The sequence below is a fragment of the Streptomyces sp. NPDC013457 genome (genome assembly GCF_043089925.1).
Taxonomy (GTDB): domain Bacteria; phylum Actinomycetota; class Actinomycetes; order Streptomycetales; family Streptomycetaceae; genus Streptomyces.
On record NZ_JBICBL010000005.1, the window covers coordinates 153,479 to 176,073 of the forward strand.

Sequence of the window (22,595 nt, forward strand, 5' to 3'; positions counted from 1 at the left end):
CAGGCGCCCCGTAGCGGGCGCCGCGGTACGGCAAGGGGCGCCCCCATGTGCGGTGGGGGCGCCCCTTGCCGTACGTACGGCCGACGTCGACGAGCGCTCGGGCCCGTCAGCCGGCCGCGGCGATCGGGCCGGGCGACGCCTTCTTGAGCTCCACCTCGCGCCGCCTGCGCCGGGCGAGCACGACGCGGCGCTCGGCCGCGGTGAGCCCGCCCCACACCCCGTACGGCTCGGGCTGGAGCAGCGCGTGCTCCCGGCACTCGACCATGACGGGGCAGCGGGCACAGACCCGCTTGGCGGCCTCCTCGCGGGAGAGCCGCGAGGCGGTCGGCTCCTTGGACGGGGCGAAGAACAGTCCGGCTTCGTCCCGGCGGCACACCGCCTCCGTGTGCCAGGGACCGGCCTCGTCCTCCCGAGCGGGGGCACGCTGGGGCGGGGCGGCGGCGACCTGGAGGGGCTGATGCGGCAGTTGCAGCACGGTCTACTCCTGACGACGGCTTCGCGAGCGAGAGACGATGCAGCAGCCCTACCCGCTGTACGCGCGCCTATGCACTGCGTGCCGCCGAGTTCCGGAGTGCGGAATCCGATGGGCGGAATCCGGTCACTCCGTCACCCCTGGTCAGGAGGGGGGACCGGCCGGCGCACCAGGAGAGGTGGAACAGGCCCGGCGATCAGTGGCCGAGGTGCTTGCGCAGCTTGTCCTGGACGTGGTTCTGGAGATCCGTGATCCACTTGCCGCGCTTGGGCTTGGCCTCGACGTTGCCGAAGAGCGAGTAGCCGTTGATCACGACCACCGGGGCCTGCGGGTCGGCGGCCTCCAGGGTCACGACCTCGAAGTTGCCGAAGATCCCGGTGCCGTTCCCCCGGAGGCTGATGTTCTCCGGGACCCGCACCTCGACGTTGCCGAAGATCGAGGTGGCGTTGACGGTGGTCAGCCGCTGGGCGAAGAGCGCCTCGGTCAGGTCGATCTCGATGTTGCCGAAGAGCGCGAAGGCGTTGGTCCTGCGGCCCACGCGCCAGCGGCCCTTGCGCGTGGTGCTGGAGAAGACGGCGATCAGGTTGTCGGCGGGACCCGCCGTGTCATCGGGGCCGTACGCGTACGCCGGGTCGGGCTCCCGGCGGCTGCGGCTTCCCGCGGGGAGGTCGCGGACGATCGGCTCCAGCTCGCCCACGGTCTTCGCACGATAGACGGCGTCGATCCGCTCGGAGTGCTCCTCCGCGTCGATCCGCCCCTCGGCCAGCGCGTCCCTGAGGATGTCCGCGATCCGGTCCCGGTCGGCGTCCGAGGCACGCAGGGAGTCCCCCGGAGCGGCGGCGGGAACGGCCGGGGCGGGGGCGGGCTCGGCGGGGGCGACCGGCTTCTGGGGCTGCTTTTCGAGGTCCACGACCCCAGCCTAGCGAAACGCGATAGATCGCGACTAGTGGGCGCGACCGGACGCCTCGAACAGGACACCCCGGCCGCGCACCCGACCACCCCGCTCCACACTGATGGACACCTGTCCAGCTATCCTGGACACATGTCCATCATCGCGAACGTCGCCGTCGGCCTTGTCGCCGCCCTGCACGCCTACATCCTCGTTCTGGAGATGTTCCTCTGGGAGCGCCGCCCGGGCCGCGGACTCTCCGGTTTCGACGCCCCCATGGCCCGCGCGACCGCGCCCCTCGCCGCCAATCAGGGCCTGTACAACGGCTTCCTGGCGGCCGGTCTGGTCTGGGGCCTGATCGCCGGCGACCCCACCGGACACCAGGTCCAGGTGTTCTTCCTCTCCTGCGTGGTGATCGCCGGGGTGTACGGCGGCCTCACCGCGAACCGCCGGATCCTCCTCGCCCAGGCGCTGCCCGGGACCCTCGCCCTCGCCGCCGTACTGTGGGCGGGATGACCGCCTCAGCCGCCGACCCCGCCGACCCCGGTGCCACCGGCCCCGCCCCCGCCGGCCCCGGATCCACCGACCCCCGCGCCGCCCGCACCCGCGCCAGGCTCCGCGCCGCGCTCTGGGAGGAGTGCGCCGAGCGCCCCCTCGACGAGGTCGGCGTCGCCGCGCTCGTCCGCCGGGCGGGCGTCGGCAGGGCCACGTTCTACCTGCACTACCCCGACCTCCAGGCCCTCGCCGTCGACGCCTGCGCCGATGTCGTACGGGACGCGGTCGAGGCGCTCCACGCCTGGCGCGGCACGCCCGACCCGGCCGCCCCGCCGCCCGCCCTCGCCGCCTTCTTCGCCGACGTCGCTCCCCGGGCGCCGCTCTACCGCGGCCTGCTGCGGCCGGGCGGTGGCGGGCCGCTCGGCGAGCTGCTCCACCGTGAGCTGCGCGCGTACAGCCGGCGCGAGCGGGAACTGGCCGGGGCCCCCGAGCCCGACCTCGTCGCCTCCGCGGTCGCGGCGGCCTTCGGAGGGCTGCTCGCGGACTGGGTGCACGGCCTGATCGAGGCCTCCCCCGACCGGATCGCCGGCCGCACCTGGCGGCTGTTGATCTCCCTCCACCGCACACCGCTGCCGGAGGGCAGGCCCTAACTGAGCCTTACCTCACAGGATCGGCCCCCCGGCCGCGCTCTACGCTGGAGGAGGCGCCGCCAACGGAGGTGGCGCCGCTGTCTGCCGAGTGAGGAATGGCTGCCGTCATGCCAGAGTTTTCGTACTCCGATCTGCTCCCCCTGGGAGAGGACACCACGCCCTACCGCCTGGTGACCGCCGAAGGTGTCTCCACCTTCGAGGCCGACGGCCGTACGTTCCTCAAGGTCGAGCCGGAGGCGCTCCGCACGCTCGCCGCCGAGGCGATCCACGACATCCAGCACTACCTGCGCCCGGCACACCTCGCTCAGCTGCGCCGGATCATCGACGACCCGGAGGCGTCGAGCAACGACAAGTTCGTCGCGCTCGACCTCCTCAAGAACGCGAACATCGCCGCCGCCGGCGTCCTCCCGATGTGCCAGGACACCGGCACGGCGATCGTCATGGGCAAGCGCGGCCAGAACGTGCTGACCTCCGGCCTCGACGAGGAGGCCCTGTCCAAGGGCATCTACGACGCGTACACCAAGCTCAACCTGCGGTACTCGCAGATGGCCCCGGTCACCATGTGGGAGGAGAAGAACACCGGCTCGAACCTGCCCGCGCAGATCGAGCTGTACGCGACCGACGGCGGCGCGTACAAGTTCCTCTTCATGGCCAAGGGCGGCGGCTCGGCCAACAAGTCCTTCCTCTACCAGGAGACGAAGGCCGTGCTCAACGAGGCGAGCATGATGAAGTTCCTGGAGGAGAAGATCCGCTCGCTCGGCACGGCCGCCTGCCCGCCGTACCACCTGGCGATCGTCGTCGGTGGCACCTCCGCCGAGTTCGCGCTGAAGACCGCGAAGTACGCCTCCGCGCACTACCTGGACGAGCTGCCCACCGAGGGCTCGGCCGAGACCGGCCACGGCTTCCGGGACAAGGAGCTGGAGGAGAAGGTCTTCGAGCTCACGCAGAAGATCGGCATCGGCGCGCAGTTCGGCGGCAAGTACTTCTGCCACGACGTCCGTGTCGTCCGGCTGCCGCGCCACGGCGCCTCGCTGCCCGTCGCGATCGCCGTGTCCTGCTCGGCGGACCGCCAGGCCGTCGCGAAGATCACCGCCGAGGGCGTCTTCCTGGAGCAGCTGGAGACCGACCCGGCGCGCTTCCTGCCGGACACGACGGACGAGCATCTCGACGAGGCCTCCGACGTCGTGAAGATCGACCTGAACCAGCCGATGGACGAGATCCTCGCCGAGCTGACGAAGTACCCGGTCAAGACCCGGCTCTCGCTCACCGGCCCGCTGGTCGTGGCGCGCGACATCGCGCACGCCAAGATCAAGGAGCGGCTCGACGCGGGCGAGGAGATGCCGCAGTACCTGAAGGACCACCCGGTCTACTACGCGGGCCCGGCGAAGACCCCCGAGGGCTACGCCTCCGGCTCCTTCGGCCCGACGACGGCCGGCCGGATGGACAGTTACGTCGAGCAGTTCCAGGCGGCGGGCGGCTCCAAGGTCATGCTGGCCAAGGGCAACCGCTCGAAGCAGGTCACGGACGCGTGCGGCAGCCACGGCGGCTTCTACCTGGGCTCCATCGGCGGCCCGGCGGCGCGCCTCGCGCAGGACTGCATCAAGAAGGTCGAGGTCGTCGAGTACGAGGAGCTCGGCATGGAGGCGGTCTGGAAGATCGAGGTCGAGGACTTCCCGGCGTTCATCGTCGTCGACGACAAGGGCAACGACTTCTTCCAGAACCCGGCCCCGGAGCCGACGTTCACCCACATCCCGGTCCGCGGCCCGGGCCTGGTCTGACACGGCTGCGCATCACGGCGTTCCCCTCTCCGAGGCCAAGTAGGACGGAATCAGTCCTACTTGGCCCCTACGGTGACGACACCGGACGAGGAGAGGGGAACACCATGCTGCGAGGACTCACCACGGTCAGCTTCTGGGCCGACGACCTGACGGCCGCGAAGGCCTGGTACACGGAACTGCTCGGCCTGGAGCCGTACTTCGAGCGGCCCGGGTACGCGGAGTTCCGTATCGGCGACTATCAGCACGAGCTCGGGCTGATCGACCGCGCCTACGCGCCGGCCGGTCCGGCGACCGGCGAGCCCGGCGGCGCGATCGTGTACTGGCACGTGGACGACGTGCGCGCGACGCTCGACCGTCTGCTGTCCCTGGGGGCGAAGGAGTACGAGCCGCTCACGCCCCGCGGCCCGGGTTTCGTCACGGCCTCGGTGACCGACCCCTTCGGGAACGTCCTGGGCGTCATGCAGAACCAGCACTACGTGGACGTTCTGCGGGGCCGCCGGTGAAAAACCGCGAGGGGTGCCCTGGCCGTCCCGGCTAGCCTGCGCCCATGAGACATCCGATACGGGTCATGGGGACGGCGCTGGCCGTTCTCACGGCCGTCGGCGCACTGACCGGCTGTGGCACCACGGCGAAGCCCGTCGGCACCGCGCCGCCCGTCACGACGCCCACCACCACCGCAGCGGCCGGTTCCGGCGCGGGTGCCGAGGCCTCGACGTCCGTGGGGGCCTCCGGGTCCGCCTGTGCGCTGCCGGTCTCCTTCGGTCTGGCCGCCGATTGGAGGCCGAAGGCCGTCGAAGCCACCGACGACGAGCTGTTCGCCGCGCTCGCCGTGCAGGGTCCGGCGACGATGACCTGCGAGATCGACGCGAAGCCGGCCGGCAACATCGGCTATCTGCGGGTCTGGACGGCGGACAGGGGCGCGGCGCGTACCGCACTCGAAGGGTTCGTGAAGGCGGAGGAGAACACCTCGAAGGTCACCTACAAGGAGACCGAGGCGGGCACGCTGCCGGCCGTCGAGGTGACGTACACCGTCTACAACAAGCTCATGGAGGAGTCGAAGGAGGAGCGGGCCTTCGCCGTCGCCGCGCCGAAGGGGACGGTCATCGTCCACCTCGGCGGGCTCGACACCGAGGAGCACCGGGAGATGCTCCCGGCGTACGAGCTGGCCCGGACCAGCCTCAAGGCCCTCTGACAGCAGGATTCGCAGCAGGCGTGACCGTGGCCCCCGTCCCGCACCGGACGGGGGCCACGGCGTCGTGGGCCCGGCTCTACGCGAACCGCTGGTTCGCCGAGCCGTCGCAGTTCTGCAGCCGCAGCGGCTGCTTCGCGGCCGCCTGCGTCAGGCAGAGCCCGGTCGCGGCCGCGGGCCTGATCACGGCCCCGTCGCGTACGAACCTCTGGTTCGCGGCGCCCGAGCAGTTCCAGACGATCAGCGCCTCGCCCGCGCGGTAGCGGGCGCCCGGCACGTCCAGGCAGCGGTCCTGGGTCAGCTCCGTGTGGAGGGTCTGCCGGGCGGAGTCGTACCACCACCCCTGGTTGCGGCCGCCGTGGCAGTCCCAGCCGAGCACGGCGGTGCCGTTCCTGGACGTGGCCGCGTCGACGTCCGCGCAGTTGCCGGTGGCCTGGTTCTTCAGCGGCCGGTAGACGTCGTCCCAGGCGTACGGGAAGAGGGTCGGCGTCCCGCTGGAGTTGACGTCCGCGCAACCGGCCTCGCGGAGACCGGAGCCGTAGAGCTGGGTGAGGCACGACGCGAAGGCGCGGTGACCGCTCGCGTTCGGGTGGAAGGACTGCCTGAGCGAGTTCTCGTCGGGGGTGCCGGGCTTGGAGAGGTCGATGTACAGACCGCGGGCCCAGGTGTCCTCCATGCACACCTCGTGGCCGTGGAAGAGCCGCGAGTTGTCGAGGTAGGTCGCGCCGGTGTTCGCCGCCGCCCTGCGCATGCCGCGCTCGAAGGCGGGCACGGCGGTGTTGCGGCCCCAGACGGTGTCGGAGTCGTAGCCCAGGCCGCCGCAGACGAGCTTGCCGGGGAAGTTCGGGTTGTCGGGGAAGTCGGGGCCGATGGGGCTCGGGTAGCCCATGACCACGAGCTTGTAGTCGCCGTCGGCGTAGCCGGCGTCGCGCATCACGGTCCTCAGGTCGCGCACCGTCTGCTCGACCTTGGGGACGAGGGCGTCGACGCGGGCCTGCCAGCCGGGGGCGTACTTCGGCTCGCACGCGCCCTGGAACGTGAGGTAGCGGGTGACGCAGTCGGTCATGACGGGCCCGAACTGGAGGTCGTCGTTGGCTCCGGCCACGAGCAGGACCATCTTGATCCGGGTGTTGCGGGCCTTGACGGCCAGGTTGTCGCTCTGGACCAGCTCGTCGGCGTACTGCTTCGAGCCGCCGATCCTGATGTTGCCGCTGTAGGCACCGGAGCAGGACACGTTGAACGTGAGGTCCGCGGGGATCCCGGTGCGGTGGATGGCGGCTTCGGGCGAGCGGTGGCACCAGTTGCTCGGTCCGTTGGTGGGCGGTTCGTACGTGCCGACGCCCTCGCCGGAGATCTCGCTGTCGCCGAGCGAGATCAGGCCGCTCTTGCGCTGCGCGAGCGGGCGTTCCTCGGGGCTGCCGTAGATCCTGATCGCCTCGGCGGCCCGGACGGCTTCGAGCTCGGGCGGCAGCGGTACGGCGGAGACCGCCGCCCGGGGTGTGCTCGGGGCCGCGCCGGCGGGGGCGGCGGCCCCGGTCGCTCCGAGGACCGCGGCGGCCGCGGCCGAGGCCGCGATCGCCCAACGGAGTCTGTACCTGGTGCGCCTCATTGCGCCTCCTGGAAGTGGGGTTACCCACGGTTTTTACTGGCTGGTAAGCGCAAGGGGAATAGGCGGAACAAGACAAGTGCTCACCTTTGTATGGAGGTTGACGTCATGAGCGACGACACGAGCGGCTACCGGATCGAGCACGACTCGATGGGCGAGGTGCGGGTTCCCGCGCACGCCAAGTGGCGGGCCCAGACCCAGCGGGCGATGGAGAACTTCCCCGTCTCGGGGCAGCGCCTGGAGCGCGCCCACATCGAGGCCCTCGCCCGGATCAAGGCCGCCGCGGCCAAGGTCAACGCCTCGCTCGGGGTGATCGACCAAGACCGCGCGAAGGCCATCGCGGAGGCCGCCGCCGAGGTCGCCGAGGGCCACTGGGACGAGCACTTCCCGGTGGACGTCTTCCAGACCGGCTCGGGCACCTCCTCCAACATGAACACCAACGAGGTCATCGCCACGCTCGCCACCGAGCGGCTCCCCGAGGGGCGCGAGGTCCACCCGAACGACCACGTGAACGCCTCGCAGTCCTCCAACGACGTCTTCCCGTCCTCGATCCACATCGCCGCCACCGCCGCCGTGACCCACGACCTCGTCCCCGCCCTCGACCACCTGGCCGCGTCGCTGGAGCGGAAATCGGCCGAATTCGCGACGGTGGTGAAGTCCGGCCGGACGCATCTCATGGACGCCACGCCGGTGACCCTCGGCCAGGAGTTCGGGGGCTACGCGGCGCAGGTCAGGTACGGCGTCGAACGGCTGCGCGCCTCCCTCCCCCGGCTCGCCGAACTCCCCCTCGGCGGTACGGCGGTGGGCACCGGCATCAACACGCCGCCCGGCTTCTCCGCCGCGGTCATCGCCGAACTCGCCGGCACGACGGGGCTGCCCCTCACCGAGGCCCGCGACCACTTCGAGGCCCAGGGCGCCCGGGACGGCCTGGTGGAGACGTCGGGCCAGCTCAGGACCATCGCCGTCGGTCTGACGAAGATCTCCAACGATCTGCGCTGGATGGCGAGCGGCCCGCGCACCGGCCTGGCCGAGATCAACCTCCCCGACCTGCAGCCCGGCTCCTCGATCATGCCGGGCAAGGTGAATCCGGTCATTCCCGAGGCCGTCCTGATGGTCGCCGCGCAGGTGACCGGAAACGACACCACCGTGGCGGTGGCGGGCGCGGCCGGCAACTTCGAGCTCAACGTGATGCTCCCGGTGATGGCCAAGAACCTGCTGGAATCCGTACGGCTCCTGGCCAATGCCGCGCGTCTGCTGGCGGACCGCACCGTCGACGGCATCACCGCCAACGCCGAACGGGCCCGGGAGTACGCCGAGTCCTCACCGTCCGTCGTCACCCCGCTGAACAGGTACATCGGCTACGAGGAGGCGGCGAAGGTGGCCAAGAGGTCCCTGGCCGAACGGAAGACGATCCGCCAGGTGGTCCTGGAGGCCGGCTACGTCGACCGGGGCGACCTCACCGTCGAACAGCTGGACGAGGCGCTGGACGTGCTGCGTATGACTCATCCGTGACCTGCATCGCAGCGGTCGAGGAGGCGCACCCCTAATATCTGTGCATGACAGGATCGGGTGGTTCTCAGCACTGGGCGCCGGGGGATCACATCCTCTGGCGCTACCTCGACAACGCCTCCGGCGACGTGCACATCTGCCGTCCCGTGACCGTCGTGCGCGACACCCCCGACCTGCTCGCCGTCTGGATGGCGCCGGGCACCGAGTGCGTCAAGCCGGTGCTCGCCGACGGCACCCCCGTCCACCAGGAACCCCTCGCCACCCGCTACACCGCGCCGCGCACCACGGTCCGCTCGCGCTGGTTCGGGACGGGTGTGCTGAAGCTGGCCCGGCCGGCCGACCCCTGGTCGGTCTGGCTGTTCTGGGACCGCGGCTGGCTCTTCCGCAGCTGGTACGTGAACCTGGAGGAGCCGCGCACCCGGTGGTCCGGCGGCGTCGACTCCGTGGACCACTTCCTCGACATCTCCGTCTACCCCGACCGCAGTTGGCTCTGGCGGGACGAGGACGAGTTCGCGCAGGCCCAGCGGTCCGGCCTGATGGACGCGGCGCAGGCCGCGCGCGTCCGGGCGGCCGGCAGCGCGGCCGTCGACCTGATCCGCGCCTGGGGGGCGCCGTTCCGCGACGGGTGGGAGGACTGGCGGCCCGATCCCGGCTGGACCGTTCCCGAACTGCCGTCGGACTGGGATCGCACCCCGGCGCACACGGCACCGTGAGACCCTTGATGCGCCCCCGGGGTGCAAACGTAGGATCGTCCTCCGCACGACGATGATCCACCGAACACGGTGTCAACCACAGAGCACAGCGCAGGACCTGACCGTAAGTCATTCTTGAGGGGGAGAGCAGTGCCGGACGTCTGCCCGGGTGTGCCGACCCCTGTCGTAGCCGCTGCTCGCGGGGCTTTCAGATCCACCGCGCGCCAGGGGTTTATCCCCCGTGAAGGCGCGGCATCGGCGAGAAGAGCGAGTGCATCGCACCACCGGCCCGGACGGACGGAATCCCACGCGTGACGGAGCATCCCACCTCCCACGAAGGCCGGCAGCCGCTGGCTGCCCGGCCGCACGAGCGCACCCGCCCCCGGCAGCAAGCGGCCGAGGCGCCGGTGCCGGCGCAGCCCGGTTCGGCAGGTCCCCGGTCCGCCGCCGCCGGCAGACGCCCCGAGGACACGCCGGGCGCCGACCGTGAGCACACCCCCGACGGCACGGGCGACGGCGGAGGCCGGCCCGTGCCCGGACAGGTGACGCCGCCCGCGGCCGCCGCCCCGGGCTCCACGCCCGCACAGGCGGGTGCTCCGGCGGCCGCGATGGCCGTGACCGCCACCCCGGCGACCCCGGGCTCCCCCGGCTCGCCGCAGTCGCAGGACGGCGCCGCGACCCGGCGCGAGGGCGACCGGCTCCGGTTCGTGGGCGCGGCGACCCGGCGGATCGCGCGCGGGATAGACCTCGACGAGATCGTGCTCGGGCTCTGCCGGGCGACCGTGCCGACCTTCTCCGACGCGATCCTGGTCTATCTGCGCGACCCGCTCCCGGTCGGCGACGAACGGCCGGTCGCGCCGTTCGTGCTGCGGCTGCGCCGCACCGACCGGCTCCGTTTAACGGACGTGGAGGGCGAGGAGCTGACCCTCGTCCCCGACCCGGACCCGACCCCCGCGGCCGAACTCTGCGAGGTGCGCTCCGGCGGGAACCTGGCGGAGGTGCTGCGCGGCGTGCGGCCGGTCTTCGGCGACTCCGCGGCCGCTCGCGCCGCGCTGTCCGAGCTGCTCGGCCGTGACCACGTCCTGCCGGGCGGCCACCGGGCGATCCTCGCCCCCCTGCGGGGCCGGCGCCGGGTCATCGGCGCCGCCGTCTTCCTGCGCCGCCCCGAACGCCCCGCGTTCGAGCCGAACGACCTGCTCGTCGCGGCCCAGCTCGCCACCCACACCGCGCTCGGCATCGACAAGGCCGTGCTCTACGGCCGTGAGGCGTACATCGCCGACGAACTCCAGCGGACGATGCTCCCGGACTCGCTGCCGCAGCCGACCGGCGTCCGGCTCGCCTCCCGCTATCTGCCGGCCGCCGAGACGGCCCGGGTGGGCGGTGACTGGTACGACGCCATCCCGCTGCCCGGCAGCCGGGTGGCCCTGGTCGTCGGCGACGTCATGGGCCACTCCATGACGTCCGCGGCGATCATGGGCCAGCTGCGGACCACGGCGCAGACGCTCGCCGGGCTCGACCTGCCGCCCCAGGAGGTCCTGCACCACCTGGACGAGCAGGCCCAGCGGCTCGGCCAGGACCGGATGGCGACCTGCATGTACGCGGTGTACGACCCGGTCTCGCACCGGATCACCATCGCCAACGCGGGCCATCCGCCGCCGATACTGCTCCACCTCGGGGGCCGCGCCGAGGTCCTGCGCGTCCCGCCGGGCGCGCCGATCGGCGTGGGCGGGGTCGACTTCGAGGCCGTCGAGCTGGACGCCCCTGCGGGCGCCACGCTGCTGCTGTACACGGACGGTCTGGTCGAGTCGCGGCTGCGGGACGTGTGGACCGGGATAGAGCAGCTCCGCGAGCGCCTGGCGGCGACCGCCCAGCTGACCGGCCCGGACCACTCGCCGCCGCTGGAGGCCCTCTGCGACGACGTCCTCGACATGCTCGGCCCGGGTGACCGGGACGACGACATCGCGCTGCTCGCGGCCCGTTTCGACGGGATCGCGCCGAGTGACGTGGCGTACTGGTTCCTGGAGCCGGAGGACGCGGCGCCGGGACGGGCGCGGCGGCTCGCCCGGCGGGCGCTGGCCCGCTGGGACCTGGAGGAGCTCTCGGACTCGGTCGAGCTGCTGATCAGCGAGGTCGTGACGAACGCCGTCCGGTACGCGGAGCGGCCGGTGACGCTGCGTCTGCTCAAGACGGACGTGCTGCGCTGCGAGGTCGGCGACGACTCGCCGCAGCTGCCCCGGCAGCGGCGGGCGCGGGACACGGACGAGGGCGGGCGCGGGCTGTTCCTGGTGAATCGGCTGGCCAGGCGGTGGGGTGCGACCCGGCTCTCGGGCGGCAAGGTCGTCTGGTTCGAGCTGCCGACGCGTATCTGAGCGTGACACGGCGCATGGCATGACACGGCGAAGGCCGGACCCGCTTCGGGTCCGGCCTTCGCCGTGTGGCCGCCCGGTGCCGGCGGCCTGTGTCAGCGCTCCGTGTCAGCGCTCGGGGCGGAGGTTCTCGCTGCCGACGTCGCCGTCGACCGGTGGTTCGATCGTCGGCGGCACCGGGTCCGTCGTCTGCGTGGGCGGCGGCGGCACCGTGACCGTGTCCGTCGGCTGTGGCGGCGTGGTCGCCGTCGAGGTCGGCGGGGGCGTCGGGTCCGGGGACTGGGTGACGGGCGGCGGGGTCGACGTCGGGGCGTCGCCGGTCGGCGTCGTGGTCGGGTCCGGCTCCACGACGTCGCCGAAGCCGTCGGTCTCCAGATCGAAGCGGGCGTCGGAGCCGCCGTCGAGCGCCGCTGCGGTGTAGTCGCCCCAGATCTCGGCGGGGGTGCGGCCACCGTTGGCGCGGCCCGGGTTGATCGTGTCGGTCAGGGTGACCTGGTTGCCCTTGGGGTCCTCGCCGAAGAGGCCGACGGCGGTGACCAGTTCGGGGGTGTAGCCGACGAACCAGGCGGAGCGGTTGTTCTCCGAGGTTCCGGTCTTGCCGGCGGCCGCGTAGTCGCCCGCGGCCCGGAAGCCGGAGCCGCTGCGGACGACGCCGGTCATCGCCTTGGTGACGGTGTCGGCGGCCTCGCGGCTGATGACCTGGCCGCCGATCGACTTCACCGGCTCGGCCTTGCGGTCCTTGTGCTCGGCGGACTTCACGATGGTCGGGGTGACCTTGACGCCGTGGTTGTCGAGCGTGGCGTAGACGCCGGCCATGTCCCAGGTGGAGGCGCCCATGGTGCCGAGCGACATCGCGGGGGTCTCCCCGAAGTCCGCCCCGTCCTTCATGCCGAGGTCGATCGCGGTCTTCTTGGTGGTGCCCGGGCCGACATCCACGATCATCTGCGCGTACACGGAGTTGATCGAGCTGTTGGTGGCCTTCTGGACGGTCACCGGTCCGTAGCTGCGGTTGTCCTCGTTCTCCGGCTTGAACGCGATGGAGCTGCCGACCACGGGACGCTTGCTGGTGCCGTCGTAGATCGTGCCGAGGCCGATCTTCCGGCCGTCCTGGGTCAGCGCGCGGTTGTCGAGCGCGGAGGCGAGGACGATCGGCTTGAACGTCGAGGCGGGCTGGTAGTCGCGGCGGGTGGCGTTCGACGTCCAGTGCTCGGTGGCGCCGACGCCGCCGTACATCGCGACGACCTTGCCGGTCTTCGGGTCGACCGAGGTGGCGCCCGCCTGGACGGTGGCGTCCTTCTTGTCGCCCTTGCGGTCGAGCTTCTTCTCCAGCTGCCGCTCGACCGCCTTGACCAGGTCCTTCTGCTTCTGCTCGTCGATGTTGAGGGTGATCGTCCAGCCGCCGGCCTTGATGTCCTCGGTGCTGATGCCCTGCCGCATGAGCTCCTGGTTGGCGGCCTCGACGAGGTAGCCGCGCTGGCCCTCCATGCCGGGGGCGGCCTTCTCCTTGCGCGGGGCGGGGAACTTCAGCGTGGCGCGCTCGGCCGGGTCGAGCCAGCCCTCCTCGACCATGTTGTCGAGGGTGTAGTTCCAGCGCTCCTCGACCAGCTTGCGGCCGGTGGGCGTGGCGGCGGTCCAGTCGTACTGGTTGGGGGCCTGGAGCAGCGAGGCGAGGTAGGCGCCCTGGGCGACGTCCAGCTTCGCGGCGTCGACACCGTAGTACGACTGCGAGGCGGCCTGGATGCCGTAGGCGCTGCGGCCGTAGAAGCTCGTGTTCATGTAGCCGGCGAGGATGTCGGTCTTCGACATGCGCTGGTCGACCTTGAGCGCGATCACCATCTCGCGGAGCTTGCGGGTGACCGTCTGGTCCTGGTCCAGGTAGTAGTTCTTCACGTACTGCTGGGTGATGGTCGAACCACCCTGCTTGCCCTTGCCGGTGATCGTGTTCAGGGCGCCGCGCGCGGTGCCCTTGATGTCGATGCCGTTGTCCTTGTAGAAGGACTTGTTCTCGGCGGCGACGAAGGCGTGCTGCACGTCGAGCGGGATCTTCTCCAGGCCCACGATCTCGCGGTTGATCTCGCCGGTACGGGCGAGGATCTTGCCGTCCGCGTACTTGTAGACGTTGCTCTGCATGGTCGCCTGCGCGTTGGCGGTCGGCACCGGGACCATCAGGTAGATCGCGTAGAAGGCGCCCATCACGAGCAGGCAGCCGACGAAGAACGTGCCCAGGATCTTCTTCCAGGTGAAGAGGCGGCGTATGCGCCCGCCCTTCTTCCCCTGGCCCTTGTCCGCTCGGCCCATGTTCTCCGTCGCTCCGCTCGTCGTGGTCTCGTCGTCGTGGTGTCGACGCCGTGGTGTCGCCGTCGGTTCTCGGGCGGGTGTCCGCTCCGGATCAGCTCAGCAAGCTAACACCGCCGATGCCGACAAAGTGCACTCGATCCGGTCTTTTCCGGACGTGAGAATCAGCACCTGCTTACGGTGAAACCGACGCTTCTGGGCGACGGATGGTTGTGCGTCGCGGGTCACATTGCGTGTCATCGCTGGTCACCGCAGCTATACAACGTGCGTATACACGGGGTGTAGAGTGACAGCATGTCAATCGGACACACCCTTCTCGGGCTCCTGGAGTCCGGCCCGCGCCACGGCTACGACCTCAAGCGCGCCTTCGACGAGAAGTTCGGCCACGACCGTCCGCTGCACTACGGGCAGGTCTACTCGACGATGTCCAGGCTCCTGAAGAACGGCCTGGTCGAGGTCGACAGCATCGAGGCCGGCGAAGGCCCCGAGCGGAAGCGGTACGCCATCACCGAGGCCGGCGTCACCGACGTCGAGCAGTGGCTGGGCCGCCCCGAGAAGCCGGAGCCGTACCTCCAGTCCACGCTCTACACCAAGGTCGTCCTCGCGCTCCTCACCGGACGCGGCGCCGCCGAGCTGCTCGACGTCCAGCGCGCCGAGCACCTCCGCCTGATGCGCGAACTGACCCGGCGCAAGAAGGGCGGCGACCTCGCCGACCAGCTGATCTGCGACCACGCCCTCTTCCACCTCGAAGCCGACCTGCGCTGGCTGGAGTTGACCGCCGCCCGGCTCGACCGCCTCGCCGAGGAGATCCGCCGATGACCGCCACCCCCCTGCTCCGGGCGAGCGGCCTGGACAAGGCCTACGGACCGACCCCGGCGCTCTCCGGCGCCGAGTTCGCCATCCGGGCCGGCGAGGTCGTCGCCGTGATGGGCCCCTCCGGCTCCGGGAAGTCCACGCTCCTGCACTGCCTCGCCGGCATCGTCCGGCCCGACGCCGGAACCATCGACTACGACGGGCGCGACCTCACCGCGATGTCGGACGGCGAACGCAGCGCCCTGCGCCGCACCGACTTCGGCTTCGTGTTCCAGTTCGGGCAGCTCGTGCCGGAGCTGACCTGCGTCGAGAACGTCGCCCTTCCGCTCCGCCTGAACGGCGAGCGCCGCAAGCGCGCCGAGTCCCGTGCCCGGGAGTGGCTGGACCGCCTGGAGATCGGCGACATCGCCGGCAAGCGGCCCGGCGAGATATCCGGCGGTCAGGGCCAGCGCGTCGCGGTCGCCCGCTCGCTCGTCACCGCCCCGCGGGTGCTCTTCGCCGACGAACCCACCGGCGCCCTCGACTCCCTCAACGGCGAACGCGTCATGGAGCTGCTCACGGACGCGGCCCGCGACACCGGCGCCGCCGTCGTCCTCGTCACCCACGAGGCCCGCGTCGCCGCCTACTCCGACCGCGAGGTCGTCGTCCGCGACGGCGCGGTCCGCTCCACGGAGTGGGCGGCATGAGGCTCCGTACCTGGTCCCGCGACCTGACGCTCGGCGCCCGGTTCGCGGTCACCGGAGGCCGCTCGGGCCTGCTCCGCACCCTCCTGACCGCGCTCGGCGTCGGCATCGGCGTGGCCCTGCTGCTCGCCGCCGCCTCCCTGCCCGGCATGCTCTTCCAGCGGGAGGTCCGCGAGGCGACCCGCTCCGTCGACGGCAGCGAGCAGGAGACCGGCCCCCGCCCCGACACCTTTCTCCACCTCGGGCAGACCACGCTCTACCGGGACCAGGCCGTCACAGGGCTCCTGCTGCGCCCCGAGGGCACCGAGACCCCTGTCCCGCCCGGTACGGCGAAGCTGCCCGCGAGCGGCGAGATGCTGGTCTCGCCCGCGCTCCGCGAGCTCCTCGACTCCCCCGAAGGCGCCCTCCTCAAGGAGCGGCTCCCCTACAAGGCCGTCGGCACGATCGGCGAAGCCGGCCTCATCGGCCCGGCCGAACTGCGCTACGTCGCCCACGTCGACTTCCTCACCACGGACAACTACGACGGGCGCGCCTCCCGCTACGGCTGGTCGGTGCCCGAGGAGCCCTTCAACGCGTTCCTGATCCTCCTCGTCCTCGTCGCCTCCGTCGTCCTGCTGCTGCCGGTGCTCGTCTTCATCGCCACCGCCGTCCGCTTCGGCGGCGAACAGCGCGACCGGCGCCTCGCGGCCCTCCGGCTCGTCGGCGCGGACACCGCGACGACCCGGCGGATCGCGGCCGGCGAGTCCCTGGCCGGCGCACTCGCCGGCCTCGCCGTCGGCATAGGACTCTTCGCGGTCGCACGGCAGTTCGTGGGCACGGTCACCATCTGGGACGTCAACGCCTTCCCCTCCGACGTCGTACCGATGCCCGCCCTCGCCGCGCTCGTCCTCGCCGTCGTCCCCGTCGCCTCCGTCGTCGTCACCCTCTTCGCCCTGCGCGGAGTGGCGATCGAACCCCTCGGCGTCGTCCGCTCCGCCACGCCGCGCCGCCGCCGGCTGTGGTGGCGGCTGCTGCTCGTGGCGGCCGGCGCGGCCCTGCTCGTCCCGCTGTTCGGGACGTTGGAGATCGGCCAGACCGCCCTCGACACCGTCGGAATCGGAGCCGGAGTCACCCTCTGCCTGACCGGCCTCACCAGCCTGCTGCCGTGGCTCGTCGAAGCCGGCGTGAAGCGGCTCCACCGGGGGCCGGTCTCCTGGCAGCTCGCCGTGCGCAGGCTCCAGATGAGCAGCGGTACGGCGGCCCGTGCCGTCAGCGGCATCGTCGTCGCGGCGGCCGGCGCAATCGCGCTCCAGATGCTCTTCCAGGCGATGGAGGGCTCCTTCACGCAGGCCACGGGCGAGGACTCCACGCGGGCCCAGCTCGTCGCCGCGACCGAGGCGAAGACCGGCGACGAGGCCCGGGAGATGATCACCCGGTTCAGGGACACACGGGGCGTCGAAGGGGTGTCCGGCACGATCACCTCGCACGCCTGGCGGCCCGGCCCCCTGAAGGACGGCGAGGACTTCGCCCCGATCACCTCGGTCAAGGTCGGCGACTGCGCCTCGCTCCGCGAGTTCGCGAAGCTGCCCTCCTGCACGGACGGCGACGTCTTCGTCGCCCTCGCCCACGGTACCCAGGGAGGAGCGCCCGACAGCTGGGTCATGGAGACCGCGAAGCCGGGCAGAACGGTCGCGCTGCGCGACCCCGACGCGCACAAGGGCACGCTCCCGACGTGGCGCATCCCCGCCACCGCCCGGATCGTCGACTCCCGCCCCGACCCGACGGGCATGTACGAGTTCGGAATCCTCGCCACGCCGTCGTCGGTCGACGCGGCCCGGCTCGACGACCCCGCCGCGCTCGCCATGGTCCGGCTCGACCCGGCCGTACCGGACGCCGCGGAGTACGTACGGAACACGGCGGCGGCCCTGGACCGGACCTCATGGGTCCGCACACTCAAGAACACCGAGCGGAGCGCCCAGTTCGCCAGCGTCCGCACCGGCATCCTCGTCGGCTCCACCCTCACGATGCTCCTGGTGGCGGCCTCGCTCCTGGTCACCACGCTCGAACAGCTGAGGGACCGCAAGCGGCTGCTCTCCTCGCTGGTCGCCTTCGGCACCCGGCGCACCACCCTGAGCTGGTCGGTGCTGTGGCAGACGGCGGTGCCGATCACGCTCGGCCTCGCCCTGGCCGTGGCGGGCGGGCTCGGCCTCGGCGTCGTCCTGCTGAAGATGACGGACCAACAGGTCCTGGACTGGTGGGTCTTCCTGCCCGTCACCGGCGTCGGTCTCGCCCTGATCGCGGCCGTGACCCTGCTCAGCCTGCCGATGCTGTGGCGCCTGATGCGCGCGGACGGGCTGAGGACCGAGTAGGACCGACCAGGACCGGTCCAGGACCGTCCAGGGCCACAGGGCCGACCAGGGCCACCAGGGCCGAGTAACCCTTCGAATCCTTGTACGACGCGTGGGCGTCGGTTCCCGCAGCCGGGGGGCTTCAGGAACCGGCGCCCACCACGCGTACCGGAAGGCGCCGCATCGCACCCCGCAGCGCCACGGCCAGCTCCTCGAACTCCGCCTGCCGGGCCGCGCCCGTACGCATCGCGAGGGCGACCTGCCGCGAGGGCGCCGGATCGGTGAAGCAGCCGGTGAACAGGGCCGCGTTGCGCGCGGTCTCGACCTTCACCGCCGTCCGCGGGAGCAGCGTCACCCCGAGACCGCCCGCCACCAGCTGGACGAGGGTGGAGAGGCCCGCCGCGGTCGTCGTGACCGGCGCCCCCTCCGTGCGCCCCGCCTCCCGGCAGATGTCGAGGGCCTGGTCACGCAGACAGTGCCCCTCGTCGAGGAGCAGCAGATTGAGCTCCTTCAGCGCCTCGCGCGGAATGTCGTCCCGGCCGGCCAGCGCATGGCCACGCGGCGTGACGAGCACGAAGTCCTCGTCGAAGAGCGGGAGTTCGGTGACACCGGGCACACCGAGCGGCACCGCGAGCAGCAGCAGGTCCAGCCGTCCGGCCGCGAGCCCCTCCAGGAGCGAGGACGTCTGCTCCTCGTGGACCTGGAGGTCGAGCTCCGGATAGCGCTCGTGGACCAGGCTCAGCACCGTGGGCAGCAGATACGGCGCGACGGTCGGGATCACACCCAGCCGCAGCACCCCGGTGAACGGGGCCTGCGCCGCCTCCGCCTCCTCCATCAGCTCCGACACGGCGTCCAGGACACCCCGCGCCCGCACCGCGAGCCGCTCGCCCGCGGGCGAGAGCAGCACTCTGCGCGTCGTACGCTCGAGGAGCTGGACACCGAGTGCCTCTTCGAGAGCCGAAACCGCGCCCGAAAGCGCCGGCTGGCTCATACCGATCGCCGCCGCCGCATCACGGAAGTGCAGATGCTCCGCGACCGCCGCGAAGGCTCTGAGCTGGGACAGGCTGGGTTGTTTCACACGTCGTGCCGGGATCACTGATAACCACCTTCGATCAACCTGAGGCAGTCTAGCTATTTCACTGATCAATGCACTCCGTGCCAGGATGAAGCACGTCCAACCCCTCACGGAAGACCCCAAAAGGGACCCTTCCCACTGCAAGGAGAGCGCGTGCTCACTGTCGGTGACCAGTTCCCCACCTACGACCTGACCGCCTGCGTGTCGCTGGAGAGCGGCAAGGAGTTCGAGCAGATCAACCACAAGTCCTACGAGGGCAAGTGGCGCGTGGTGTTCTTCTGGCCCAAGGACTTCACCTTCGTCTGCCCGACCGAGATCGCCGCCTTCGGCAAGCTGAACGACGAGTTCGCGGACCGCGACGCCCAGATCCTCGGCGCCTCCGGCGACTCCGAGTTCGTGCACCACGCCTGGCGCAAGGACCACGCGGACCTGCGTGACCTGCCCTTCCCGATGCTCGCCGACTCCAAGCACGAGCTCATGCGCGACTGCGGCGTCGAGGGCGAGGACGGCTTCGCCCAGCGCGCCGTCTTCATCGTCGACCCGAACAACGAGATCCAGTTCACGATGGTGACTGCCGGTTCCGTGGGCCGTAACCCCAAGGAGGTCCTGCGGGTCCTCGACGCCCTGCAGACCGACGAGCTGTGCCCGTGCAACTGGACCAAGGGCGAGAACACCCTCGACCCGGTCGCGCTCCTCTCGGGCGAGTGATCTGACATGGCTCTCGACGAACTCAAGTCCGCCATACCGGACTTCGCCAAGGACCTGAAGCTGAACCTCGGTTCGGTCATCGGCAACAGCGAGCTCCCGCAGCAGCAGCTCTGGGGCACGGTCCTCGCCTGCGCGATCGCCTCGCGCTCGCCGAAGGTCCTCGCGGAGCTGGAGCCGGAGGCCAAGGCCAACCTCAAGCCCGAGGCGTACACGGCGGCCAAGTCCGCCGCCGCGATCATGGCGATGAACAACGTCTTCTACCGGACCCGGCACCTGCTGTCGGACCCCGAGTACGGGACGATGCGCGCCGGTCTGCGGATGAACGTCATCGGCAACCCGGGCGTCGAGAAGGTCGACTTCGAGCTGTGGTCGCTGGCCGTCTCCGCGATCAACGGCTGCGGCCAGTGCCTGGACTCGCACGAGCAGGTCCTGCGCAAGGCCGGTGTCGACCGCGAGACGATCCAGGAGGCCGTCAAGATCGCCTCGGTGATCCAGGCGGTCGGCGTGACGCTGGACGCGGAGGCGCTCATCGCCGAGTAGGCGAGCGCGCCCGACAGGAAGGGCCCCGGGGTCTCCACCCCGGGGCTCTTCCGACATCTCCCGGGCCCCACCCGCCATCTCCCGGGCGCTACTGGCCGTCTCGCGCGGGGCCGTCAGGGCTTCTTGAGCGCGGCCATCAGAGCCGTCATGTCCTGGGCGAGGACGGTCTCGACGCCGGAGAGGTCGACCGCCGGGGCGGGGGCGGCCGGCTTGTCCGTCTCCGGGTCCCAGTCCGCCTGCCGGCGGAAGGAGATCATCAGCTCGGCCTGACCGTCGAGGACGCGGATCCACGCGCTCCCGTTCTCCGCCTCACGGTGGACGAACGCCCGCTCGCCGAGCCCCTCCACCGACTCCGCGCCCTCGTTCCAGACGCCCAGGCGCGGCTCGAACTCCGGCTCGGGGTCGGTGACCTTGTGCAGGTCGTACGCGACCTCGACGCTGAACCCCGTCTCGGGCGACCCCATCGTGGCGAAGCAGAGGGCCTGGTCGAGAGCGGGGTGCTTCGTCGTCGGGATCTCGTGGTCCACGGACTTCGCCCCGAGCACCACGGACAACGCCTTCAGTTCGGCCTTCTCGCAGAGCTCGTCGACGGTGCGGTACCCCCTGAGGTCCGGCGCCTCGTCCTGGCTCCGCTCATACGCGTACAGCCCGCCGGCCCACACCGCAGAGGCCACCACCGCACCGCCGAGCGCCCACGGCCAGGAGCGGCGGGGGCGCGACGCCTTCGGCTCGCGCGGCTCTCCGGGCTCGCGGGCCTCCGGATCGAGCACCTGCGCCGTCGGGAACGCGACACCGCCCACCAGCTCCGGCTCGGAAATCACGCGTCGCTCCTGTCCCTGGAGCCGGGCGCCTTGACGGGCGCCACGGCGAAAGCGGTCGCCCCACGCGGCTCCGGCGTACTGAGCAGGGCCTGTTCGTGGCTGTACGCGCGCAGATAGCCGACCACGGTGTTGGTGACGGCGACCAGCGGTACCGCGACCACCGCGCCGCCGATGCCGGCGGTCAGCCCGCCGGCCGCGACCGCGAGGACCACGGCGAGCGGGTGGACCCGGACGGCCCGGCCCAGGATGAACGGCTGGAGCACATGGCCCTCGATCTGCTGCACCGCCAGGACCACGAGGAGGACCATCAGGGCGGTGAACACCCCGTTGGTGACCAGCGCGACCACGACCGCGAGGGCACCGGAGATGACGGCGCCGACGAGCGGGATGAAGGCGAAGAGGAAGATGAAGACGGCGAGCGGGACGGCCATCGGGACTTCGAGGAAGTACAGCCCGAGGCCGATGAAGACCGCGTCGATCAGAGCGACGAGCACCGTCCCCCGCACATACGCGGTCAGCGTGCGCCAGGCCCGCGGCCCCGCGCCCGCGACACCCGGGCGGGCCTGGGCGGGCACCAGCTTCAGCGTCCACTGCCAGACCTTCTTCCCGTCGTAGAGGAGGAAGAGGGTCGAGAACATCGCGAGCAGTATCCCGGTGATCGCCTCGATGATGACGGTCACGCCCTGGAGTCCCGCGGAGGTGATCTGCTCGGTGTTCGCGCCGATCGTGTCGCTGAGGTTCTTGGCGATGTCGTTGATCTGCTTCTCGGTCACATGGAAGGGGCTGTCGAGGAGCCAGCGCTTCAACTCCTCGATACCGTCCCGGACCCGGTCCGAGAGGTTGTCGATGTTGTCCATGACCTGCCAGACCACGAACCAGCCGACCAGCCCCATGATCACGAAGCCGGAGACGGCGGTGACCGCCGTGGCGACCCCGCGCGGCAGCCCCATCCCGCGCAGCCGTGCGACGGTCGGCTGGAGCAGGGCGGTGATGAGGAGCGCGGCGACGAAGGCGAGGACGACCAGCTGTACCGAGCTGATCACCTTCATCAGGACCCAGACGGTGCCGGCGAGCACGAGCAGACGCCAGCCCGCCTCGGCGGCGACCCGCATGCCCCACGGGATCGCGGCGACGGGATCCGGCCGGGCGGCGACGGCGGGGGCGTAGGCGGGCGGCGCGGGAACGGAGACGGCCGCGGCGGTCTGCTGCGGCGCCCGCCGCTTCCCGGGCCACCGCTCGGCCTCGCGGCCCGCCTCGGACGCGGTTTCACGGCCGGGGTCGCGGCCGGGGTCGCGGTCTGCTCCGGACACGGGGGCGGCGGCCGCCGGTCCCGACGAGGACGTCCCCGTGGGGTACCCGTCGCTGCCGGACACCGACCCGGATGCCGACCCGGACACCGGCCCCGATGCCGACCCGGACGCCGATCCGGGTGCCGACTCCGGGCCGTGGCTCAAGGCCGGTTCGTCGCCACGGTCCGGCCCGACGCCCTGGCCGGTGGACACGGACGCGTCGCCCGCGCCCAGGTCGTGCGCACGCTCCGCGCGGACCCGGCGCTCGTCCAGGCGCTCCCCCATGCGGCTCAGCTCGTCGCCCAGCCGGCTCAGCCATCCTGGCAGTCTCGACATCTCTTCTTCCTCTTCCCCCGCTCACTCCCCCGGGGAGCACGTCTGCCCGAACCTACACGCAT

20 protein-coding genes are annotated in these 22,595 nt (G+C 71.5%); 13 read left to right on the forward strand and 7 right to left on the reverse strand.

What is annotated here, in order from left to right:
- Window positions 1-106 precede the first annotated feature (106 nt).
- Together ACF1G2_RS15180 and ACF1G2_RS15185 are read right to left on the reverse strand one after the other, a co-directional pair.
- The gene (locus ACF1G2_RS15180; RefSeq protein WP_391798702.1) at window positions 107-475 is read right to left on the reverse strand and encodes a WhiB family transcriptional regulator; all 369 of its coding nucleotides are present in this window, start codon (window positions 473-475) and stop codon (window positions 107-109) included.
- 193 nt (window positions 476-668) lie between these two features.
- Window positions 669-1,382 carry a DUF1707 domain-containing protein gene (locus ACF1G2_RS15185; protein WP_391798703.1) on the reverse strand — a complete coding sequence of 238 codons (714 nt, stop codon included), beginning with the start codon at window positions 1,380-1,382 and terminating at the stop codon, window positions 669-671.
- 132 nt (window positions 1,383-1,514) lie between these two features.
- Here ACF1G2_RS15185 and ACF1G2_RS15190 point away from each other — a divergent pair, with 132 nt between their 5' ends.
- The 5 genes from ACF1G2_RS15190 (at window position 1,515) to ACF1G2_RS15210 (ending at window position 5,476) form a co-directional block, all read left to right on the forward strand.
- Window positions 1,515-1,877: a DUF1304 domain-containing protein gene (locus ACF1G2_RS15190; RefSeq protein ID WP_391798704.1), complete on the forward strand. Its 363-nt coding sequence runs from the start codon at window positions 1,515-1,517 to the stop codon at window positions 1,875-1,877.
- Entirely contained in the window at window positions 1,874-2,506 is a 633-nt protein-coding gene (locus tag ACF1G2_RS15195) for a TetR/AcrR family transcriptional regulator (protein WP_391798705.1), read from the forward strand. The genes ACF1G2_RS15190 and ACF1G2_RS15195 overlap by 4 nt, the downstream gene beginning before the upstream one ends.
- A gap of 107 nt (window positions 2,507-2,613) precedes the next feature.
- The gene (locus ACF1G2_RS15200; protein ID WP_391798706.1) at window positions 2,614-4,284 is read left to right on the forward strand and encodes a fumarate hydratase; all 1,671 of its coding nucleotides are present in this window, start codon (window positions 2,614-2,616) and stop codon (window positions 4,282-4,284) included.
- Between the two features lie 104 nt (window positions 4,285-4,388).
- Window positions 4,389-4,787: a VOC family protein gene (locus tag ACF1G2_RS15205; RefSeq protein WP_391798707.1), complete on the forward strand. Its 399-nt coding sequence runs from the start codon at window positions 4,389-4,391 to the stop codon at window positions 4,785-4,787.
- Window positions 4,788-4,831: 44 nt separating this feature from the next.
- Entirely contained in the window at window positions 4,832-5,476 is a 645-nt protein-coding gene (locus ACF1G2_RS15210) for a lipoprotein (protein WP_391798708.1), read from the forward strand.
- A gap of 76 nt (window positions 5,477-5,552) precedes the next feature.
- On the opposite strand, the gene ACF1G2_RS15215 is transcribed toward ACF1G2_RS15210, so the two are convergent.
- Window positions 5,553-7,082: a ricin-type beta-trefoil lectin domain protein gene (locus tag ACF1G2_RS15215; RefSeq protein WP_391798709.1), complete on the reverse strand. Its 1,530-nt coding sequence runs from the start codon at window positions 7,080-7,082 to the stop codon at window positions 5,553-5,555.
- Window positions 7,083-7,187: 105 nt separating this feature from the next.
- Between ACF1G2_RS15215 and ACF1G2_RS15220 the strand changes: the two genes are divergently transcribed.
- From ACF1G2_RS15220 to ACF1G2_RS15230, 3 genes are all read left to right on the forward strand, one after another.
- Entirely contained in the window at window positions 7,188-8,591 is a 1,404-nt protein-coding gene (locus ACF1G2_RS15220) for a class II fumarate hydratase (RefSeq protein ID WP_391798710.1), read from the forward strand.
- A gap of 44 nt (window positions 8,592-8,635) precedes the next feature.
- Window positions 8,636-9,301, forward strand: coding sequence for a DUF402 domain-containing protein (locus ACF1G2_RS15225; RefSeq protein ID WP_391798711.1), 666 nt, complete (start codon window positions 8,636-8,638; stop codon window positions 9,299-9,301).
- 290 nt (window positions 9,302-9,591) lie between these two features.
- Window positions 9,592-11,649, forward strand: coding sequence for a SpoIIE family protein phosphatase (locus tag ACF1G2_RS15230; protein ID WP_391798712.1), 2,058 nt, complete (start codon window positions 9,592-9,594; stop codon window positions 11,647-11,649).
- Between the two features lie 105 nt (window positions 11,650-11,754).
- Here the strand turns inward: ACF1G2_RS15230 and ACF1G2_RS15235 are convergent, their stop codons facing one another.
- Window positions 11,755-13,944 carry a transglycosylase domain-containing protein gene (locus tag ACF1G2_RS15235; protein ID WP_391798713.1) on the reverse strand — a complete coding sequence of 730 codons (2,190 nt, stop codon included), beginning with the start codon at window positions 13,942-13,944 and terminating at the stop codon, window positions 11,755-11,757.
- 291 nt (window positions 13,945-14,235) lie between these two features.
- Here ACF1G2_RS15235 and ACF1G2_RS15240 point away from each other — a divergent pair, with 291 nt between their 5' ends.
- From ACF1G2_RS15240 to ACF1G2_RS15250, 3 genes are read left to right on the forward strand one after another with little or no spacing between them, the layout of a single operon-like run.
- The gene (locus ACF1G2_RS15240) at window positions 14,236-14,760 is read left to right on the forward strand and encodes a PadR family transcriptional regulator (protein WP_391798714.1); all 525 of its coding nucleotides are present in this window, start codon (window positions 14,236-14,238) and stop codon (window positions 14,758-14,760) included.
- Window positions 14,757-15,440 (forward strand): ABC transporter ATP-binding protein, encoded by a 684-nt coding sequence (locus ACF1G2_RS15245; RefSeq protein WP_391798715.1) that lies wholly within the window; start codon window positions 14,757-14,759, stop codon window positions 15,438-15,440. The genes ACF1G2_RS15240 and ACF1G2_RS15245 overlap by 4 nt, the downstream gene beginning before the upstream one ends.
- Window positions 15,437-17,785 (forward strand): ABC transporter permease, encoded by a 2,349-nt coding sequence (locus ACF1G2_RS15250; protein ID WP_391798716.1) that lies wholly within the window; start codon window positions 15,437-15,439, stop codon window positions 17,783-17,785. The genes ACF1G2_RS15245 and ACF1G2_RS15250 overlap by 4 nt, the downstream gene beginning before the upstream one ends.
- A gap of 121 nt (window positions 17,786-17,906) precedes the next feature.
- On the opposite strand, the gene ACF1G2_RS15255 is transcribed toward ACF1G2_RS15250, so the two are convergent.
- Complete coding sequence (locus ACF1G2_RS15255) at window positions 17,907-18,842, reverse strand: LysR substrate-binding domain-containing protein (RefSeq protein WP_391798717.1); 936 nt, start codon at window positions 18,840-18,842, stop codon at window positions 17,907-17,909.
- A 150-nt stretch (window positions 18,843-18,992) separates the two neighbouring features.
- Here ACF1G2_RS15255 and ACF1G2_RS15260 point away from each other — a divergent pair, with 150 nt between their 5' ends.
- Together ACF1G2_RS15260 and ACF1G2_RS15265 are read left to right on the forward strand one after the other, a co-directional pair.
- Window positions 18,993-19,547 carry a peroxiredoxin gene (locus ACF1G2_RS15260; protein WP_260229113.1) on the forward strand — a complete coding sequence of 185 codons (555 nt, stop codon included), beginning with the start codon at window positions 18,993-18,995 and terminating at the stop codon, window positions 19,545-19,547.
- Window positions 19,548-19,553: 6 nt separating this feature from the next.
- Complete coding sequence (locus tag ACF1G2_RS15265) at window positions 19,554-20,087, forward strand: alkyl hydroperoxide reductase (RefSeq protein WP_137993612.1); 534 nt, start codon at window positions 19,554-19,556, stop codon at window positions 20,085-20,087.
- Between the two features lie 113 nt (window positions 20,088-20,200).
- Here ACF1G2_RS15265 and ACF1G2_RS15270 read toward each other — a convergent pair whose 3' ends face one another.
- Window positions 20,201-20,908 carry a hypothetical protein gene (locus tag ACF1G2_RS15270; RefSeq protein WP_391798718.1) on the reverse strand — a complete coding sequence of 236 codons (708 nt, stop codon included), beginning with the start codon at window positions 20,906-20,908 and terminating at the stop codon, window positions 20,201-20,203.
- Complete coding sequence (locus ACF1G2_RS15275; RefSeq protein ID WP_391798719.1) at window positions 20,905-22,533, reverse strand: AI-2E family transporter; 1,629 nt, start codon at window positions 22,531-22,533, stop codon at window positions 20,905-20,907. Before ACF1G2_RS15275 ends, ACF1G2_RS15270 begins: the two co-directional genes overlap by 4 nt.
- Window positions 22,534-22,595 lie beyond the last annotated feature (62 nt).

Excerpts from the sequence above, each read along its gene's own strand:
- ACF1G2_RS15190 (WP_391798704.1), top strand. The coding sequence starts at position 1,515 with ATGTCCATCATCGCGAACGTCGCCGTCGGCCTTGTCGCCGCCCTGCAC.
- ACF1G2_RS15195 (WP_391798705.1), top strand. The coding sequence starts at position 1,874 with ATGACCGCCTCAGCCGCCGACCCCGCCGACCCCGGTGCCACCGGCCCC.
- ACF1G2_RS15200 (WP_391798706.1), top strand. The coding sequence starts at position 2,614 with ATGCCAGAGTTTTCGTACTCCGATCTGCTCCCCCTGGGAGAGGACACC.
- ACF1G2_RS15205 (WP_391798707.1), top strand. The coding sequence starts at position 4,389 with ATGCTGCGAGGACTCACCACGGTCAGCTTCTGGGCCGACGACCTGACG.
- ACF1G2_RS15210 (WP_391798708.1), top strand. The coding sequence starts at position 4,832 with ATGAGACATCCGATACGGGTCATGGGGACGGCGCTGGCCGTTCTCACG.
- ACF1G2_RS15215 (WP_391798709.1), bottom strand. The coding sequence starts at position 7,082 with ATGAGGCGCACCAGGTACAGACTCCGTTGGGCGATCGCGGCCTCGGCC.
- ACF1G2_RS15220 (WP_391798710.1), top strand. The coding sequence starts at position 7,188 with ATGAGCGACGACACGAGCGGCTACCGGATCGAGCACGACTCGATGGGC.
- ACF1G2_RS15225 (WP_391798711.1), top strand. The coding sequence starts at position 8,636 with ATGACAGGATCGGGTGGTTCTCAGCACTGGGCGCCGGGGGATCACATC.
- ACF1G2_RS15235 (WP_391798713.1), bottom strand. The coding sequence starts at position 13,944 with ATGGGCCGAGCGGACAAGGGCCAGGGGAAGAAGGGCGGGCGCATACGC.
- ACF1G2_RS15240 (WP_391798714.1), top strand. The coding sequence starts at position 14,236 with ATGTCAATCGGACACACCCTTCTCGGGCTCCTGGAGTCCGGCCCGCGC.
- ACF1G2_RS15245 (WP_391798715.1), top strand. The coding sequence starts at position 14,757 with ATGACCGCCACCCCCCTGCTCCGGGCGAGCGGCCTGGACAAGGCCTAC.
- ACF1G2_RS15250 (WP_391798716.1), top strand. The coding sequence starts at position 15,437 with ATGAGGCTCCGTACCTGGTCCCGCGACCTGACGCTCGGCGCCCGGTTC.
- ACF1G2_RS15265 (WP_137993612.1), top strand. The coding sequence starts at position 19,554 with ATGGCTCTCGACGAACTCAAGTCCGCCATACCGGACTTCGCCAAGGAC.
- ACF1G2_RS15275 (WP_391798719.1), bottom strand. The coding sequence starts at position 22,533 with ATGTCGAGACTGCCAGGATGGCTGAGCCGGCTGGGCGACGAGCTGAGC.